Here is a 17,048-nt window from a genome sequence, read left to right on the forward strand (position 1 = left end):
GCTGGCTACGAAACCGACTCCGGCGCCAGCAGCGCATCCAGGTCAGCTTCGTCGAAGCGCAGTTTCTCGCGGCTGCCGCCGCCTTCGAGCACGGCGTCGGCAAGTTCGGCCTTGCGCAGTTTCAGTTCCTCGATGCGCTCTTCCACCGTGCCGCTGGTGATGAGGCGGAACACGAACACCGGCTTGTCCTGGCCGATGCGGTGCGCGCGGTCGCTGGCCTGCGCCTCGGCGGCGGGGTTCCACCACGGGTCGTAGTGGATCACGGTATCGGCGGCGGTGAGGTTCAGGCCCACGCCGCCGGCCTTCAGCGAGAGCAGGAACAGCGGCACCTCGCCGTCCTGGAAGCGCTGCACCGGCTCGGCGCGGTCGCGGGTGTCGCCGGTCAGGGTGACGTAGCGGATGCGCCGACGGTCGAGCTCGGCGGCGATCAGTTTCAGCATGCCGGTGAACTGCGAGAACAGCAGCACCTTGCGGCCCTCGTCCAGCAGCGCGGGCAGCATGTCCATCAACAGCTCGAACTTGGCCGATTCGCGCACGCCGCGCGCCGCCTCGAGTTTCACCAGGCGCGGGTCGCAGCACACCTGGCGCAGCTTGAGCAGCGCATCGAGCACCACGATGCCCGAATGCGCGATGCCGCGCTGGGCGATCACCTCGCGCAGCTCCTCGGTCAGCGACAGGCGCAGACCTTCATACAGTTCGCGCTGGCGGCCTTCCAGCACCACGCGGCGGGTGATCTCGGTTTTCGGCGGCAGTTCCTTCGCCACCTGCGCCTTGGTCCGGCGCAGGATGAAGGGCGCCAGGCGCAGGTTCAGGCGTTGCTGGCACTCCTCGTCGCGTTGCTTCTCGATCGGCACGCGGTAGTGGCGGCGGAACGCGCCTTCGTCGCCGAGCAGGCCGGGCACGGCCAAGTCGATCTGCGACCAGAGTTCGCCCAGGTGATTTTCCAGCGGGGTGCCGGTGAGACACAGGTAGCGTGGCGTGCGCAGGCTGAGCAGCGCGCGGCGTGCCTGCGTGCGCGGGTTCTTCACCTGCTGGGCCTCGTCCAGCACGATCAGCGCGAACGGCTGCTGGCGCAGCGCGGCGACATCGCGCGGCAGCAGGGCGTAGCTGGTCAGCACGATGTCCTGCGCGCCGAGCTGGTCGAATTCTTCCGCGCGCTGCGGGCCATGCAAGGTCAGCACCTTGAGCATCGGCGCGAAGCGGGCGATCTCCGACTGCCAATTGGGAATCAGGCTGGTGGGCACCACGATCAGCGCGGGCTGGGTCAGCGCCCCGCCGTGCTTGAGCGACAGCAGATGGGTGATCAACTGCAGGGTCTTGCCCAGGCCCATGTCGTCGGCCAGCACGCCGCCGACGCCGGCCTCGGCCAGCGCGTTCAACCAGCGCAGGCCTTCGCGCTGGTAGGGCCGCAGTTCGGCGGCAAGCCCTTCGGGCACGGCATCGCTGGCGCGCGCGGCGGCGTCACGCAGGCGTGCGGCGAAACCGAGCAGCGGCTCGGCTGCCTGCAGCGTGCCGCCAGCGGGCATGGCGGCGGCCAGTTCCTCCAGTCGGCCGGCCTGCACGCGCGGCAGGTGCAGTGACTTGCGCGGCTTCTCCAGGTATTCGGCCAACGGCGCCAGCAGGCCGCGCAGTTCGCGCAGGCGCACCGGTACGCGCCGGCGCGCATCGACCGGGGCGTACCACACCGCATCGTCGGGCTCATTCGCCGCCGGGCTGAGGGTCAACTGGTGCTCGGCCAGCGCTTGCGCCACGGCGGGCAAAAGGTTGTGGCGCTGGCCATCGACCTCGATGCCGATCTCCAGGTCGAAGGCGTGGTCGTCGACGTCCTCGGCCGCCTGGCCGTACCAGCGAACCGGCCCTTCGAGCACCTCGAACGGGAAGCTGGGCGCGTACTCGACGAGGAAATTTTCTTCCTCAAGCTTGGGGCGCAACGCCAGCCAGCGCGCCGGCGTGTTGACCTCCAGTGCGCCGGCATAACCGGCGCCGGGGAACAGCCAGGCGTCTTCGGGCAGGGTTTCGGCCACGTCCCACGGCAGCCCCTCGGTATCCACGCCGGGGGTGAGCCCGACGCGTTCGAGCTGCTCCATCGCGGTGAGTTCCTCGGCACGGCGGCGGGTGATCTCGACCAGTTGGCCATTGCGCACGCGGCGCACCAGCGGCTCGCCGCCGCGGCCGGGCAAACGCTCGCCGGCATAATCGAAGGCCAGCCGCGCATAGCCCAGCGGCGGCGTGCCGGCGGCCAGACGCGCGTGGCGGGTCAGCGCGTGCAGGATCAGCACCGGCTTGGGCGCCAGCTGCGAGCGCTTGAGATCGCCGAACACCTGCGGCAGCGGTACCCGCGTGGCCAGCCGGCTGTTCGGCAGCTTGCTGCGCAGGCGGCGGCCATGCTCGTGTTTCAGCGGCGGCAGCTCCAGCCACTGGGTTTCCTCGGCCGGCGCATCGAACAGGCCCAGGGTCGCGCGCTCGGCGTCCAGGTACCACAGCGCGTCGACGCGCAGCAGGCGCTGGCTGTTGGGCAGCAGCGGCAGCAGGCGCTGGCTGCCGTCGGCCTCCATCTGCCAGTGCCAATTGAGCGGGTGCGACTTGCCGCGCGACAGGCGCAGGCCGGCCAGGCCGCCGAGAAAGCACGGCGCGGTATCGAGCACCTCGGCCAGCAGGCTGTCGCCGACGTGGCCGCCAAGGCGGGCATAGCTGCGGCTCTTGCGCACGCTCAGCGGCAGGCCCAGCACGCTGGCGGCCAGGCGCTGCTCGTGCGGCTGCAGCGGGGTCTGCACCAGGTGGCGGCTGTCCAGCGGTACCGGGCGGCTGTAGCGACCGTGCTCGACCACGCTGAGCAGCACCGGCGCCACGTCGACGCGGGCGAACGCCGCGCCCTCCTCGGGCACCACTTCGACGAAGAAGCCGAGTACGCCACCGTCCTCGCTCGCCGCGGGTTTGGGCGCAGCCAGCAGCCGCCGCCAGGCCGGCGGCAAGGTGTCGTCGTCGCCAGCCGGGGGGCCGGCGACGTGCTGCTTCTCGTCCGATTGCGGCATCCGCATGCGTTCCGTAGCAACGACCAAATGCTTGAGCTTAGCAGCGCGAGTGCCGGATGCGGCGACGGCTGCGGCACCCGCCGCCGGTCCTGCGTCAGTCGTTGCCGAACAGCCCGTGCGGATATTCCGGCTTCTGCTCGCGCGCCATCAGTGCCTTGAGCCCTTCGGCCGGGGTGACCTCGCCGTGCAACACGGCGCGCACGCCGGCGCTGATCGGCAGGTCCAGGCCATGCTTGGCGGCCAGCCGCGCGACTTCGTCGGCGGTGAGGATGCTCTCCACCACCTGGCCGATGCGGCGCACCGCTTCGTCGATCGCCACGCCCTGGCCCAACGCCAGGCCGAGCCGGCGATTGCGCGAGAGGTCGCCGGTGCAGGTCAGCACCAGGTCGCCGAGGCCGGACAGGCCGATCAGCGTTTCCGGCCGTGCGCCCAGCGCCACGCCCAGGCGCAGCATCTCGTTCATGCCGCGGGTGATCAGGCCGGCGCGGGCGTTGAGGCCCAGGTTCATGCCGTCGGCGATCCCGGTGGCGACGGCCAGCACGTTCTTCATCGCGCCGCCGAGCTCGGCGCCGAGCACGTCGCCGCCGGAGTACGCGCGCAGGTTGGGCGCATGCAGCAGGCCGGCGAGTTGTTGCGCGAAGGCATCGTCGTCCGAATGCACGGTGACCGCGCTGGGCAGACCGGTGGCCACCTCCCTGGCGAAGGACGGCCCGGTGATGACCGCCGCCGGCCGGCCCGGCAACTTTTCCGCCACCAGTTCGTGCAGGAAACGCCCGGTACCGGGTTCGAAGCCCTTGGTCGCCCAGGCGATCGCGGTGCCCGCGTCGAGCAGCGGCGCGAGTGCGTCGAGCATCGCGGCGAACGCATGGCTGGGCACCACGATCAGCACGATATCGGCGCCGCGCACGGCCGCGCCGAGATCCGCCTCGTAACCCAACGCCTCCGGCATAGTGACGCCTGGCAGGTAGCGCGCATTGCTGCGTTGCTGCGCCATCTGCGCCAGCGCGTCGGCATCGCGACCCCATAGCCGGGTGGGTACGCCGTTGCGGGCGCCGAGCGCGGCCAGAGCCGTGCCCCAGGAGCCCGCGCCGAGCACGGTCAGCTTCGGCTTGTCAGGCATGCCCGAAGCTCAGCTGTTGAGCATCACCGGGGCTTCGTCGCCACCGGCACCACGGCGCAACTGTTCGGCGAACAGCGCGTCGAAATTGATCGGCTGCAACAGGAACGGCGGGAAACCGCCTTCGAGCACCATCGAGGAAATCACCTGGCGCGCATACGGGAACAGCAGGTTCGGGCAATAGCTGCCCAGGATGCCGGCCTTGTCGGTGTCGCCGAAACCGGCGATGCCGAACACGCCCGCCTGCTCCACTTCCGCCAGGTACGCCGTGCGCTGGCCGACCGTGCAGGTCAGGGTCAGACTGAGCACCACTTCATACAGGTCGTTGCCCAGATCGCTGGCCTTCTGGCCCAGGTTCAGCTGCACCTGCGGCTGCGCGTTCTCGTCGATCTCCTGGAAGATCTGCGGCGCGTTGGGCGCCTCGAAGGAAACGTCCTTCACGTAGATCTTCTGCATCACCAGCTGCGGCTGGCTGGCCTGGCCGTTGGCCTGGTCGTTGTTGATCTCTTGTGCCATCGGGTGGTCCTCTCAAAGACGGGCGGTCAAGCAAAGAGGCTGATTGTTCCATACATCCCCGTCTGGCGCACCCATCCGCACCCTTGAACGCGCGTCCGAGGATTGCGCCCAACCGCTTGTTTCTGCGACAATGCGCGGCTCGCCTCATGTCGGCCCGGTTCTCCGGGTGGTCCGCCACGCAATGCGGACCCACGCGACCGGGCCATGCAGCATCTCCGGCATTGCGTGGCGCTCCGCGTCGCTGGGCCGATGCCGCCCTGGCCAAGGGGTGGCAATCACGGCTTCAACCGAAGCCATTCTTGGGAGGTCGTCATGGCCCGTGTATGTCAAGTCACCGGAAAGGGTGTGCAGAGCGGCAACAATGTCTCGCACGCCAACAACAAGACCCGCCGCCGCTGGTTGCCCAACCTGCATGAGCGTCGCTTCTGGGTCCCCAGCGAAAGCCGCTGGATCAAGCTGCGCGTTTCCAACCACGCCCTGCGCACGATCGACAAGAATGGCATCGAGGCCGTGATTGCCGACATGCGTGCCCGCGGCGAAAAGGTCTGAGGAGCACACCATGGCCAACAAATCGCAAGACAAGATCCGCCTGATTTCTTCGGCCGGCACCGGCCACTTCTACACCACGCAGAAGAACAAGAAGAACACCCCGGAAAAGTTCGAGTTCAAGAAGTACGATCCGGTCGTGCGCAAGCACGTGATCTACAAGGAAGGCAAGATCAAGTGAGATACTCAAAACCCGCCCTCGTGGCGGGTTTTTCTTTGCCCGCACACCCACGCGAGCGATTTCACCGCAACACCCGGCGAAAGCAGCAACGATGCACGCCTCGACCGCATCCCGCGTGACGTTTCTCTCACGCCCGAACGCTTGCCCGCCCCGCCCCCACCCCGCATCATCCTTCCGATGACCTCCGCCCTGTTCCCTGCCCTGCTCGGTGACGAGGCCTGGCATGCACTGCCACCCGCGGTCCGGGCGATGCACGGCGCCGCGGCAAGGCTCGAAGCCAGCGGCATCGCCGACGTCACCGGTGACGACCACCTCCCGGCACGCTGCCTGCGCCGTCTGCTCGGCCTGCCCGCGCCCGGTCCGCAGCAAGCGCTGGCGCTGACCATCAAGCGTTGTGGCACGCGCGAGACTTGGACCCGTCGCTTCACCGGCCGCAAGATGCAATCCGTGCTCGATCGACGCACGGGCTCGCCGCTGCTGTACGAACGGCTGGGACCGGCCCGGCTGGGTTTCGCGCTGTGCCGCGACGGTGACGCGATCGATTGGCAACTGCGCAGCCTGCACGTGCTGGGAATGCCGGTGCCGCGCGTCCTGCGTGGCCGGGTGCTCTCGCGCAGCGGCATGCGCGATGGCCGCTACCACTTTCTCGTCGACGTGCACCTGCCGCTGCTGGGCCGCCTGATCGCCTACGACGGCTGGCTGGAACCACTGCCCGATGGCGCATGAACACGCCCCGCCGGTGATCGTGTTCGACGGCGTCTGCCTGTTGTGCAGCCGCTGGGTACGTTTCCTGCTGAAGCATGACCACACCGCACGCTACCACTTCGCCGCGATGCAGTCCGAAAGCGGACGCGAGCTGCTGCTGGCGCACGGGCTGGACCCGCAATCGCCGCTGTCGTTCCTGCTGGTGCAGGACGGCCGCGGCTACACCGACAGCGACGCGATCGCCCGCGTGTTGCGTGGCTTGGACCGCCGCCGCTGGCACTGGCTGAGCCGCGCCGTGCTGATGGTGCCGCGCGGGTTGCGCGACCCGGCCTACCGTTTCGTGGCCCGCCACCGCTACCGCATATTCGGACACAGCCGCCAATGCTTCGTGCCCACGCCGGAGCAGCGCGCGCGCTTCATGTAAGTTCTTCCACACCGGTCCCGATCGCGAAACCGGTCAGCGCCGACAGCGCCTCGTCCAGCGTGAACAAGCCCATGCATGGCATCGCCCCGCGCGCGCGCAACGCGCCATCGGCCAGCTTGCGCGCCAGCACCACCGCGGGCGTGGCGGGAATTTGCGGACCATCGCCGGCACCGGCGCCGAGCGACCAGCGCAGGCCGAGCGGTTGGCCTTGGCCGTCACGACCATGCAGCTCCACCACCATCCCGCCCACGTCGCTGCCGGCGTCGATGAAGCGCTCGCTGAGCCGACGCAGGCGGGGCGCGTGCCGGGCCAGGTCGCCGAGCAAACCCAATCGCACCAGCCAGGCCGCAGCCAGGGTACCGAAGTGCAGGCGCTTCAGCTCCAGACCGGCGCGGAACACGACCTCGCGCACGCCGCGATAGCGCGCCGGGAACAGCTCCAGGTCGGGCACGTCGCACACGCCGACCCAGCGCCGGCCGAACGGGAAGCGCTGGCGCCGGGTCGACATCCAGCCATGCCCGTGCTGCCAGCGCGCATCGCGCCACAGCCGCACCGGCCGGCCGCAATAGCCGAGGATCGCCGCCACCGTCGCGTCGCCGCGCGGCGTTCGGTTGCCGGGGCTGATCGCGTGTTCGACGCTCTCCAGCACGGCAAAACGCGGCTGCAGCGCATCGACCACCGCACTGCTCAACGCCGGCAGTGTGGAGGCACCGCTGACCAGCAGCCGACCCGCGGCCTTCGCACGCGCATCGAGGTGGCCGATGCCGGCGACGAAATCGCGGCCATCGGCCAGGTCGACGTAGTCGCTGCCGCACGCCAGGCAGGCCTCGGCTACCCGATAGTCCTGGCGCTGGAACGGGCCGGCCGCATGGATCACCAGTTGCGGTTGCGCCGAGGCCATGGCCGCGGGCAAGGCGGGCGAAGCCACATCGAGCGTCGCCACGTCGATCGACGGATCGCCCAGGCGCTCGCGCAACTGCTGCAGTGTGCCCGCACGCCGGCCGGCGAGGGTCAGCGCGAAGCGTCCGTCATGCGCCAATTCGCGGGCGATCCGCGAGCCGAACACGCCGCTGGCGCCGATCAGCAACACCCGCAGAGCCATGCATCCCCCCTCGTCGCCGGCGCCTCAAAAACAAAACCCGCCAACAGGCGGGTCTTGCCGAAACATGCCGTATCGAAAGCGCTCAGGCCGTGGCGACCGTGTAGCCCTTGAGCCGCTGGGCAAACTCCTGCAGCGCGCGGATGCCGCTTTCCTCGGCCTCGTGAATCCACTGCTGCAGGCCCTTCAACGCCTGCTCGGCGCCGCGCTGCTCCATCAGCGCCGCGAGGCGGCCGCGGAACTCGACCACGGTCTTCAGCGTGGGGCGCTTGGCCAGCATCGCCTGCATGCGGTCGCGGCCCTCGCTGTCGAGCCAGCGGCCGCCGTCGGCCATGGCCAGCCGCATCCGGCGCGGGATTGCCCTGATGTTCTCGCCGGCGTGCTGCGCCTCGTCGCGCAGAGTCGGCACGATCACGCCGCGGTAATAGTCGGTCATCGCCTGGAAGCGATGGGTGAGCACCGCCTTGAGCGTGTCGGCGTCGGGCAGGCGCACGTTCGGGCGCACGTCCAGCGAGGGCGCCACGCGCAACACCTTGGCCAGGCCCACGGCACGCAGGCCGCAGATCGCCGCCCAGCCGATATCGAACTCCCACTTGCGCAGGGCGAACTTGGCCGAGCTGGGGAAGGCGTGGTGGTTGTTGTGCAGCTCTTCACCGCCGATCCAGAAACCCCACGGGATCAGGTTGCGCGCGGTGTCGGCGCTCTCGAAGTTGCGGTAGCCGGCCCAGTGGCCGATGCCGTTGACGAAGCCGGCGGCCCAGAACGGAATCCACACCATCTGCAGCGCCCACAGCGCCGCGCCGATCACGCCGAACAAGGCCACGCTGATGAACAACATCAGGGTCGGGCCCCAGTAGGGATGCGCGCCATAGAGCTTGTGCTCGATCCAGTCGTCGGGCGTGCCGCGGCCGTACTGCGCCATGTCCTGCTTGTTCTCGCAGGCGTCGCGGTAGAGCGACACGCCATCCCAGAACACCTTGCGGATGCCGTAGATCATCGGGCTGTGCGGGTCTTCCGCAGTCTCCACCTTGGCGTGGTGCTTGCGATGCACCGCCACCCATTCGCGGGTGACCATGCCGGTGGTGAGCCAGCCCCAGAAACGGAAGAAGTGCGCCAGCACGGGGTGGAAATCCACGCCGCGATGGGTCTGGCTGCGATGCAGGTACAGCGTCACCGTGAAGATGGTGAGCTGGGTCACCACCAGCATGTAGATGGCGATCTGGCCCCAGCTCGCGTTGGCGAGGCCGTGGTTGAGGAAATCGAGTACCGCGTCAAGCATGAAAGTTACCGAATGGGGATGGAACGGGGGACGGGGTGGAGTCTAATTCGGGGAATGCCATACCCACCAGCATGGCCGGGGCATGATGGTAACAGCCTGTCAAGAGGCGGAAGTGAAACCGGCGTTGGTTGGCAGCGCGCACGATCGCCTGTTGTCTAACCATGGGGGCGCCGTGACAATCAGGCAATGACCACGATCATCCCCCCCGACCCGCCGCCCGCCCTGCAGCTGGATCACGTCGCACGCCGCCGCGCCGGTCGCGTTGCCGTGTGCGATCTCAGCCTGAGCCTGCCGCGCGGCCAGGTGCTGGGCCTGCTCGGCGTCAACGGCGCCGGCAAATCGACCACCTTGTCGATGATCGCCGGGGCGCTGCGCCCAGACCGCGGCGTCATCAAGCTGAACGGCGAGGACTTCCTGGAACACCCGGAGCTGGCTCGCACATGCATCGGCTGGCTGCCCGAACGCGCGCCGCTGTGGCCGGAACTGACCGTGACCGAACACCTGGACGCGCACGCCCGCATCCGCGGCCTGAATGGCGCCGCCCTGCGCGCGGCCCGCAGCGCGATCATCGAGCGCCTGGAACTGCAACCGCTGGCGCGGCGCCTGGCCGGTGTGCTGTCGCAGGGCCAGCGCCAGCGGCTGGGGCTGGCCTGCGCGCTGGTGCACCGCCCAGCGCTGCTGGTGCTGGACGAACCGGCGAACGCACTCGACCCGGTGCAGGTGGCCGCGCTGCGCAGCCTCATCCGCGAGCAGGCCGCCGCCGGCACGGCAGTGATTCTCTCCACTCACGTGCTGGCCGAAGTCACCGCGGTGTGCGATCGCGTGGCGATCCTGCACGAGGGCGCGTTGCAGCACGAAGGCACGGTCGAGGCCGGCGATCATGCGGCGCTGGAACGGCGCTTCTTCGAGATCGCGATGAACCCGCGCCCGGCGCAGGCCGCATGAGCGCGTGGGCGGTGACTCGCCTGGAATGGCGTCGCCTGCTGGTGCGTCCGCTGGGCTGGCTGCTCGCGGCGCTGACCCTGGCCTGGCTGGGCTGGAACTTCACCGTACTGCTGGGCAGTTTCCTGGCCGGCCAGGTTCAGCGCGCCGCCCTGCCCGACGCCCCCGGCTTCACCGATCTGGTGGCGGTGCCGCTGCTGGGGCAACTCGCGCAACTCGCGTTCCTGGTGGTGCCGCTGCTGACCATGTCGGCGATCGCCGGTGAACGCCGCAACGGCACGCTGCCGCTGCTGTTTGCCGCCGGCGTGCCGGCGTCGCGCATCGTGCTTGGCAAGTACCTTGCGCTGCTCGGCTGGTTGCTGCCGTGGTTGGCGCTGACCCTGGCCATGCCGCTGACGCTGGCACACGCCACCGATCTGGACTGGGGCAAACTCGCCGCCGCCGCCCTCGGCCTGGCCCTGATGCTGGCCGCGCTGGCGGCGCTGGGGCTGGCCTGTTCCAGTTTCGCCAGCCACCCGGCCATCGCCGCGGCCGCCGCGCTGATCCTGGGACTGGCGCTGTGGAGCGTGAACCTGGGCGCGCAGATGGCCGGCATCGACGGCGGCGCGATCAACTGGCTGGCGATGAGCACGCACGTGCAACCGCTGCTGCGCGGCCTGGTCTCCAGCGCCGACATCCTGTGGTTCGCGCTGCTGATCAGCCTCTCGCTGGCGCTGGCCGCGCGCCACCTCTCCACCGAGCGGGAGCGCGGCTGATGCGCAGTGTATTCAGACGTCTGGACGGCTGGTTGTTTGCGCTGCTGTTGCTGCTGGGCTGCGCCGCGATCGGTTATCTCGGCACGCGCCACGTCTACGTGGCCGACTGGACCGCGAACGGTCGCATCAGCCTGTCGCCGGAAAGCCGCGCGGTGCTGGCGAAACTCGACGGGCCGGTGGACATCGTCAGCTACGCCAGCCCGCAGGGCGACCTGCGCCAGACCATTGCCGGCTTCCTGCAGCGCTACCAGATGGTGAAGCGCGACATCAGCCTGCGCTTCGTCGACCCGCAACTGGACCCGGCCCGGATGCGCGAGCTGGGGATCACCGTCGACGGCGCGCTGATCCTGCATTACCGGGGCCACGAGCAACGCCTGGACGAATTGTCCGAGCGCAGCCTGACCAACGCGCTGGAGCGGCTGCAGCGCGGCAACGACCGCATCGTCGCCTTCGTCACCGGCGACGACGAGCGGCGCGCCGACGGCCAGGCGAATGCCGACATGGGCACCTTCATGGCGCAGCTGGAAAGCCGCGGCATGCGCGCGGTGCCGCTCAACTTCTCGCAGGTCAACGCGGTGCCCGAACACACCGACCTGGTGGTGCTGGCCAGCCCCACGGTATCGCTCGCGCCGGGCGCGGTGCAGGCCCTGGTCGACTACGTGCAGGCCGGCGGCAACCTGCTGTGGCTCACCGAGCCGGCCAATGACGAACTCGGCCTCAAGCCGCTGGCCGACGTGCTGGGCGTGCGCGTCCTGCCAGGCGTGCTGGTCGACGGTTCCGGTTCGGCACTGGGCCTGCACGATCCGCGCATGCTCGCGCTGGGCAGCTACCCGCCGCAGGCGATCACGCGCGGCTTCCAGCTCGCCACGCTGTTCCCGCAGGTGTCGGCGCTGGCCGAGGTGGCGCGCACGGGCTGGGCGACGCACGCCTTCCTGCGTTCCAGTCCGCAGAGCTGGACCGAGTTCCAGCCGATCGACAACACGAAAAGCTCCGACATCCGTTTCGACGCCGATGCAGGCGAGCTGAAAGGCCCGCTGGATTTCGGTTTCGCGTTGAGCCGGCTGTCGCCCAGCCCGGACAAGAGCGAACAGCGCGCGGTGGTGATCGGCGATGGGGATTTCCTCTCCAACACCTATCTCGGCAACGGCGGCAACCGCGCGCTGGGCGAGCGGGTGTTCAACTGGCTGCTGGGCGACGACAAGCTGGTCGACGTGCCGCCGCGCGGCGCGCCGGACCGTCTGCTGGAAATCTCGCAGGGCGAGTTGAACGTGCTGAGCTTCGGCTTCCTGTTCGGCCTTCCGCTGCTGCTGCTGGTCATCGGCGGCGTCATCGTGTGGCGCCGGCGGCGGCGCTGAATGATGAAGCGCGCCGCCCGGCAACGATGGTTGCTGCTCGCCGCCGTGGCCATGCTGCTCGGACTGGCGCTGTGGCAATGGCAACACGACGCGAGCCGCGCGAACGGTGAGCTGACCACGCTCGATCCGTCCGTGATCAGCCACATCAGCCTCGCCCTGCCCGGCGCCGCCACGTTGCATTACGAGAAGCGTGGCGACGGCCACTGGTGGCGTACCGACGGCACGGCGCGCCGGGTGGCCGACGACGATCGCCTGCGCGACCTGGCCGACATCGCCGCCGCACGCGCGCTGAGCTGGCGTCCGTTGGCCGATTTCGAGCTGGCGAAGATCGGCCTGGCGCCGCCGCATGCAGTGCTGACTCTGGACGGCCAGACATTGGCCTTCGGCATCAATGCGGTGACCGGGCCGCAACGCTACGTGCGCGTCGGCGAGCGCGTGGCGCTGGTGTCCGCGCGCTACATGCCGCGCTCGCCGGAAATCCGCACCACCGAACTGCACTGAGCGTCGAACTGTCGTGCCCGAACTGCCGGAAGTCGAAACCACCCGCCGCGGCATCGCGCCGTACCTGATCGGCCGTCGCGTCAGCGGCGTGCTCCTGCGCCGTCCCGATCTGCGCTGGCCGATCCCGCCCGAGATCGGCGAGCTGCTGCCCGGCCAGCGCATCGACGCGGTGGAACGCCGCGCGAAATACCTGTTGCTGCACACCGCCGCCGGCAGCGCGCTGCTGCATCTGGGCATGAGCGGCGTGCTGCGTGTGCTGCCGCCCGACGCGCCGGTGGGCAAGCACGATCATGTCGACATCGCGCTGGAACGCAGCGCCGCGCAGGCATCGCGCATCCTGCGCTTCACCGACCCTCGCCGCTTCGGCTGCCTGCTGTGGCAACCGCCGGGCACCACGCACGAGCTGCTGGCCCACCTCGGTCCCGAACCGCTGACCGACGCCTTCGACGGCGAGCTGCTGTGGCGTCGCTCGCGCGGACGCACGGCGGCGGTGAAGCTGTTCCTGATGGACAACGCCGTCGTCGTCGGGGTGGGCAACATCTACGCCAGCGAGGCGCTGTTCCGCGCCGGCATCGATCCGCGCCGCGCCGCCGGCGGCGTGTCGCGGGCGCGCTACGAACGACTGGCCGCCGAAGTGAAGCACCTGCTGGCATGGGCGATCGAGCGCGGCGGCACCACCTTGCGCGACTTCCTCAACCCCGACGGCGCACCGGGCTATTTCTTCCGCGAGCTGATGGTCTACGGCCGCGCCGGCGAACCTTGCCGGGTCTGCGGCAGCGCCATCCGGCAGGCCGTGCTGGGCCAGCGCTCCACCTTCTGGTGCCCGCACTGCCAGCGCTGAAGGCGCGGGCAAAGCGGCACGCCCCCGATTTTCCGGTACGGCCCACGATGGCAAGCATCGTCATTGTTTCCTTTTGGAAACAGAGTTGTCACGATTTGCCGGCTACCCAACCTGGGTTTGGCTTCTAAGATGGCCACCTGTAACGCAGGAACCGTGAATGTCGCTGGACTTCCACTGTTTCCCACAAGCGTATAGATCCCACGTCTTTCGGAGGAACCTCCATGAACAGCACCATCATCGAATCGCTCAAGAAGCGCCGCACCCAGTACGCGCTGGGTCGCAACGTGGCGCTGGACAAGGACGCCCTCACCGCCCTGGTCAAGGATGCGATCAAGCACACGCCGTCGTCGTTCAACTCGCAAAGTTCGCGCGCGGTGATCCTGTTCGGCGAGCAGAGCGAGCAGTTCTGGGAGCTGACCAAGCAGGAGCTGAAGAAGATCGTGCCGGCCGAGGCGTTCGCCAACACCGCCGCCAAGCTGGACAGCTTCGCCGCCGGCATCGGCACCGTGCTGTTCTATGAGGACCAGTCGGTGGTGAAAGGCCTGCAGGAACAGTTCGCCCTGTACGCGGACAACTTCCCGGTGTGGTCCGAACAGAGCAGCGGCATGGCCCAGTTCGCCGTGTGGCTGGCGCTGACCGAGGCCGGCGTGGGCGCCAGCCTGCAGCACTACAACCCGGTGACGGATGAGGCGACCCGCCAGGAATGGAACGTGCCGGCGACGTGGAAGCTGCGCGCGCAGATGCCGTTCGGTTCGCACGAAGGCGGCTTCGGCGAGAAGGCGTTCATGGACGACGCGCAGCGCTTCATCACGGTGGGCTGAGCCCGTCCGCGCGATCCCGCGCGTACTGCGACGATGCGAGGCCGGCACCCAGGTGCCGGCCTCGCCGTTTGTGCGCCCCTGCAACCAGTCCGCGCCCGGCCACGAGACGGGCTGACCAGCACGCGGCCGGTCAGGCCCAGCGAAACTCGACCCAGCTGTTGTTGAAGGGCGGCTCATCCATGCCGCCGCCGAGTCTCGCGACCATGCCGGCGGGGATGCCCTCGCCCTGGAGCGCCTGGCCATCGGCGAAATGCGCGCCCAGCGCCTGCAATTCGGCCATCTGTTCGCACAACGCGCCGGCGCGATCGACGGCGGCGTCGGGCACGTCGCGGATGCTGATGTCGGGGCGACCGAACTTGCGCATGCCGCGCGTTCGTATCCACGAGCGTCCCGGCGCGGTGTCGCCGTCGCACAGGATCAGCAGGTGGTTCCGGATCGGCGCGCCATCACGGATCAGGTAGTGGCGGCGCCAGGCATCGGCGTCGAGCAGGCTGAGTATCTGCGGATCGAGCACCGCCACGCCGCCGATGTCGAGCATGCCCGCCAGCACGCCCAGGGTGTCACGCAGGTAGCCGGTGGCCGGGCTGTCCGCCAGCGCGCCGCGCACCACCATCACCTCCGGTGCATCGAACGCGCGCTGGAACGCCTGCGGCGCATCGGCCTTGTACATGCGCCCCATCGCCCCCTTCAGCGGGTAGCCGTCCCAGCCGCGCAGATCGGCGTGGCGATGATTGGTCGCGGCGAGGCCCGCCGGCAGGCCGGGGCTGCCGTAATCCTGCGAGGGCACGCGCACGGCCTCGAATTTTCCGAACACGTAGAACTGCAGCACGATCGTTTCTTCGCTCGGCTGCCAGTGCGGGCGTTGCCAGGCGGGAATGGGGAACTGGTGGCTCATGGTCATCCTTGCGATGGCGGGGTTCAGCGCTCGTCGTCCAGCGGCAGCACCGTCTGTTGCAGCTCGATGCGACCGCGGCCTTCGCTGATCTTCTTGAACTCGGCGCGACTCACCGAAACATAGCGCTCGTTGCCGCCGATCTCGACCTGCGGACCCTCGGTGACCGCCCGGCCCCGCTCGTCCACGCGCACCACCATGGTGGCCTTGCGTCCGGTGTGGCAGATCGTCTTGATCTCCTGCAGCTCGTCGGCCCAGGCCAGCAGGTGGCGGCTACCCTCGAACAACTCGCCGCGAAAGTCCGTGCGCAGACCATAGGCCAGCACGGGAATATGGAGTCGATCGACGACATCGCTGACCTGCCATACCTGCGCCTTGCCGAGAAACTGCGCCTCGTCGACGAACACGCAATGCAGCGGTCCGCGTGCGGCGATGTCGGCCTCGACCAGGGCGAACAGATCCTCGTCGCCGGCGAAGCGCCGCGCATTCGCCTTCAGCCCGATGCGCGAAGCGACCACGCCCTCGCCGAAGCGGTTGTCCAGCGCCGGCGTGAGGATCAGCGTGCGCATGCCGCGCTCGTGATAGTTGTACGCGCTCTGCAGCAGCGTGGTGGTCTTGCCGGCGTTCATCGCCGAGTAATAGAAATAGAGCTTGGCCATGGGGCGTCGGCGCGGCGATCGGTCAGCGGAAACGCGTCATTGTAGGCTGCGCACTCACTCCGCGCGCGCCTGCGCGAGCCGATGGCGATGGCCGCGCCACCACTGACGCGGATGGCGCAGCACCATGATCGCGTAGACCAGCTTGAACAGGCGCAGCCGCCGCAGCACGCGCGGCGGGTCGTAGAGGTCGCCGGCCAGCATCGAGATCACGCCCTGCTCCAGCTGCCAGCCATTGCGCGGCGCAGCGAACATGCGCCGCATCACCGGCTCGTTGAAGCGGTGGATGAAGAACGCGAAGCGCGCCATGCCCATGCGCAGGCGCTTCTCCAGCGCCCGCTGCAGCGCCGCCTCGCGCTCCGGTTCGCGCAGCGCGCCGTCGATCACGTCCACCGCACGCTCGGCCGCGTCCATCGCCAGAAACACGCCGGAGGAAAACACCGGGTCGAGGAAGGCGAACGCGTCGCCGACCAGGATCCAGCCGGGGCCGGCCATCTCGCGCGAGTCGTAGGAATAGTTGCCGGCCACACGCACCTCGTCGATCAGCTCGGCACCCTGCAGGCGTTCCCACAGCGCCGCGTTCTGCCGCAGCGTGTCGAGCAGGAAGGCGCGCGTGTCGCCGTGCCTTTGCTTGAGGTAATCGGGCCAGCACACCGCGCCCACGCTCATGCTGTCGTCGGGCAACGGGATCATCCACATCCAGCCGTGCTCGAAGCGGTAGATGCTGACGTTGCCCGCGTCTTCGCCACTGCGGCGCGCGGCATGGCGGAATCGGCTGAACAGCGCCGCGCTCTGGTGCTGGCGATTCCTGCGCTTGAGCTTGTGCCTCGTCGAGAGGAAGGCATCGCGGCCGCTGGCGTCGACCAGGTAACGCGCCTCGATCGCGTGCTCCGCGCCGTCGTCGGCATGCACCTCGATCCGCGTCTGGCGCGGGCCGCGCTGCTCGACTGCCACCACCTGCCGCCCTTCGCGCACGTCGGCGCCGCATTCGCGCGCGTGCTCGCAGAGCATCTGGTCGAAATCCTGCCGCCACACCTGGTAGCTGTGCGGCGGGCTGTCGCCGAGTGCGCGACCGAACGAGAACACATTGTAGCCGCGCTCGTTGTCCGCCTCGAAGTCCGCGCCGGCCTTGAACACGCCCATCGCGTGCACCTTGTCCAGCACGCCGAGCCGCTCGAACACCGGCAGATTCATCGGCAGCAGCGATTCGCCGATGTGGAAGCGCGGGTGGCGCGCCTTTTCCAGCACGATCACCCGGTAGCCGCGACGCGCCAGCAGCGCCGCTGCGGTGCTGCCACCGGGGCCGGCACCGATCACCGCCACGTCGCATTGCTCGACTTGCTGGGCTGTCATGCAGCTCCCCATCGGTGGGTTCACTCGATTATG

Annotated in this window: 18 protein-coding genes; 10 read left to right on the plus strand and 8 right to left on the minus strand. The window is 69.1% G+C overall.

All coding sequences use genetic code 11. The annotated features are described in order from the left end of the window. Window positions 1-5: 5 nt before the first annotated feature. The 3 genes from ACFCQI_RS05725 to secB form a co-directional block, all read right to left on the minus strand. Window positions 6-3,032: a DEAD/DEAH box helicase gene (locus ACFCQI_RS05725; RefSeq protein WP_395120422.1), complete on the minus strand. Its 3,027-nt coding sequence runs from the start codon at window positions 3,030-3,032 to the stop codon at window positions 6-8. Window positions 3,033-3,126: 94 nt separating this feature from the next. Then, window positions 3,127-4,152 (minus strand): NAD(P)H-dependent glycerol-3-phosphate dehydrogenase, encoded by a 1,026-nt coding sequence (locus ACFCQI_RS05730; protein WP_395120424.1) that lies wholly within the window; start codon window positions 4,150-4,152, stop codon window positions 3,127-3,129. A 9-nt stretch (window positions 4,153-4,161) separates the two neighbouring features. After that, entirely contained in the window at window positions 4,162-4,665 is a 504-nt protein-coding gene (gene secB / locus ACFCQI_RS05735; RefSeq protein WP_395120425.1) for a protein-export chaperone SecB, read from the minus strand. Between the two features lie 312 nt (window positions 4,666-4,977). Between secB and rpmB the strand changes: the two genes are divergently transcribed. The 4 genes from rpmB (at window position 4,978) to ACFCQI_RS05755 (ending at window position 6,521) form a co-directional block, all read left to right on the plus strand. Then, complete coding sequence (gene rpmB / locus ACFCQI_RS05740; RefSeq protein ID WP_136258932.1) at window positions 4,978-5,214, plus strand: 50S ribosomal protein L28; 237 nt, start codon at window positions 4,978-4,980, stop codon at window positions 5,212-5,214. Window positions 5,215-5,224: 10 nt separating this feature from the next. Beyond that, a complete protein-coding gene (gene rpmG, locus ACFCQI_RS05745; protein WP_136258933.1) occupies window positions 5,225-5,392 on the plus strand; it encodes a 50S ribosomal protein L33 in 168 nt (55 codons plus the stop codon). Window positions 5,393-5,569: 177 nt separating this feature from the next. Continuing rightward, a complete protein-coding gene (locus ACFCQI_RS05750; RefSeq protein WP_395120426.1) occupies window positions 5,570-6,118 on the plus strand; it encodes a DUF4166 domain-containing protein in 549 nt (182 codons plus the stop codon). After that, window positions 6,108-6,521, plus strand: coding sequence for a thiol-disulfide oxidoreductase DCC family protein (locus tag ACFCQI_RS05755; protein WP_395120428.1), 414 nt, complete (start codon window positions 6,108-6,110; stop codon window positions 6,519-6,521). Before ACFCQI_RS05750 ends, ACFCQI_RS05755 begins: the two co-directional genes overlap by 11 nt. Here the strand turns inward: ACFCQI_RS05755 and ACFCQI_RS05760 are convergent. Together ACFCQI_RS05760 and ACFCQI_RS05765 are read right to left on the minus strand one after the other, a co-directional pair. Next, complete coding sequence (locus tag ACFCQI_RS05760; RefSeq protein ID WP_395120429.1) at window positions 6,514-7,623, minus strand: saccharopine dehydrogenase family protein; 1,110 nt, start codon at window positions 7,621-7,623, stop codon at window positions 6,514-6,516. The genes ACFCQI_RS05755 and ACFCQI_RS05760 overlap by 8 nt on opposite strands. An 82-nt stretch (window positions 7,624-7,705) precedes the next feature. Then, window positions 7,706-8,899, minus strand: coding sequence for an acyl-CoA desaturase (locus ACFCQI_RS05765; protein ID WP_395120431.1), 1,194 nt, complete (start codon window positions 8,897-8,899; stop codon window positions 7,706-7,708). 186 nt (window positions 8,900-9,085) lie between these two features. Here ACFCQI_RS05765 and ACFCQI_RS05770 point away from each other — a divergent pair, with 186 nt between their 5' ends. The 6 genes from ACFCQI_RS05770 (at window position 9,086) to ACFCQI_RS05795 (ending at window position 14,114) form a co-directional block, all read left to right on the plus strand. Then, window positions 9,086-9,844 carry an ABC transporter ATP-binding protein gene (locus ACFCQI_RS05770; protein WP_395120433.1) on the plus strand — a complete coding sequence of 253 codons (759 nt, stop codon included), beginning with the start codon at window positions 9,086-9,088 and terminating at the stop codon, window positions 9,842-9,844. Continuing rightward, window positions 9,841-10,596, plus strand: a complete 756-nt coding sequence (locus ACFCQI_RS05775) for an ABC transporter permease (RefSeq protein WP_395120435.1) — start codon at window positions 9,841-9,843, stop codon at window positions 10,594-10,596. Before ACFCQI_RS05770 ends, ACFCQI_RS05775 begins: the two co-directional genes overlap by 4 nt. Next, entirely contained in the window at window positions 10,596-11,951 is a 1,356-nt protein-coding gene (locus ACFCQI_RS05780) for a GldG family protein (protein WP_395120436.1), read from the plus strand. The genes ACFCQI_RS05775 and ACFCQI_RS05780 overlap by 1 nt, the downstream gene beginning before the upstream one ends. A gap of 3 nt (window positions 11,952-11,954) precedes the next feature. Beyond that, window positions 11,955-12,452 carry a hypothetical protein gene (locus ACFCQI_RS05785; protein ID WP_395121271.1) on the plus strand — a complete coding sequence of 166 codons (498 nt, stop codon included), beginning with the start codon at window positions 11,955-11,957 and terminating at the stop codon, window positions 12,450-12,452. A 13-nt stretch (window positions 12,453-12,465) separates the two neighbouring features. Further along, window positions 12,466-13,293, plus strand: coding sequence for a bifunctional DNA-formamidopyrimidine glycosylase/DNA-(apurinic or apyrimidinic site) lyase (gene mutM / locus ACFCQI_RS05790; protein WP_395120438.1), 828 nt, complete (start codon window positions 12,466-12,468; stop codon window positions 13,291-13,293). Window positions 13,294-13,514: 221 nt separating this feature from the next. Then, on the plus strand, window positions 13,515-14,114 hold the full coding sequence (locus tag ACFCQI_RS05795; RefSeq protein WP_395120439.1) for a nitroreductase family protein: 600 nt from the start codon (window positions 13,515-13,517) through the stop codon (window positions 14,112-14,114). 130 nt (window positions 14,115-14,244) lie between these two features. Here the strand turns inward: ACFCQI_RS05795 and ACFCQI_RS05800 are convergent, their stop codons facing one another. Genes ACFCQI_RS05800 through ACFCQI_RS05810 form a run of 3 tightly spaced genes read right to left on the minus strand, consistent with a single transcriptional unit; the run spans window position 14,245 to window position 17,015 of the window. After that, window positions 14,245-15,009: a hypothetical protein gene (locus ACFCQI_RS05800; protein WP_395120440.1), complete on the minus strand. Its 765-nt coding sequence runs from the start codon at window positions 15,007-15,009 to the stop codon at window positions 14,245-14,247. A gap of 23 nt (window positions 15,010-15,032) precedes the next feature. Next, window positions 15,033-15,665, minus strand: a complete 633-nt coding sequence (locus tag ACFCQI_RS05805; protein ID WP_395120441.1) for a thymidine kinase — start codon at window positions 15,663-15,665, stop codon at window positions 15,033-15,035. 54 nt (window positions 15,666-15,719) lie between these two features. Beyond that, window positions 15,720-17,015 carry an NAD(P)/FAD-dependent oxidoreductase gene (locus ACFCQI_RS05810; protein ID WP_395120442.1) on the minus strand — a complete coding sequence of 432 codons (1,296 nt, stop codon included), beginning with the start codon at window positions 17,013-17,015 and terminating at the stop codon, window positions 15,720-15,722. Between the last annotated feature and the right edge of the window lie 33 nt (window positions 17,016-17,048).

Origin of the sequence: Rhodanobacter sp. FW102-FHT14D06, from assembly GCF_043950705.1 — a bacterium.
Lineage (GTDB): Bacteria > Pseudomonadota > Gammaproteobacteria > Xanthomonadales > Rhodanobacteraceae > Rhodanobacter.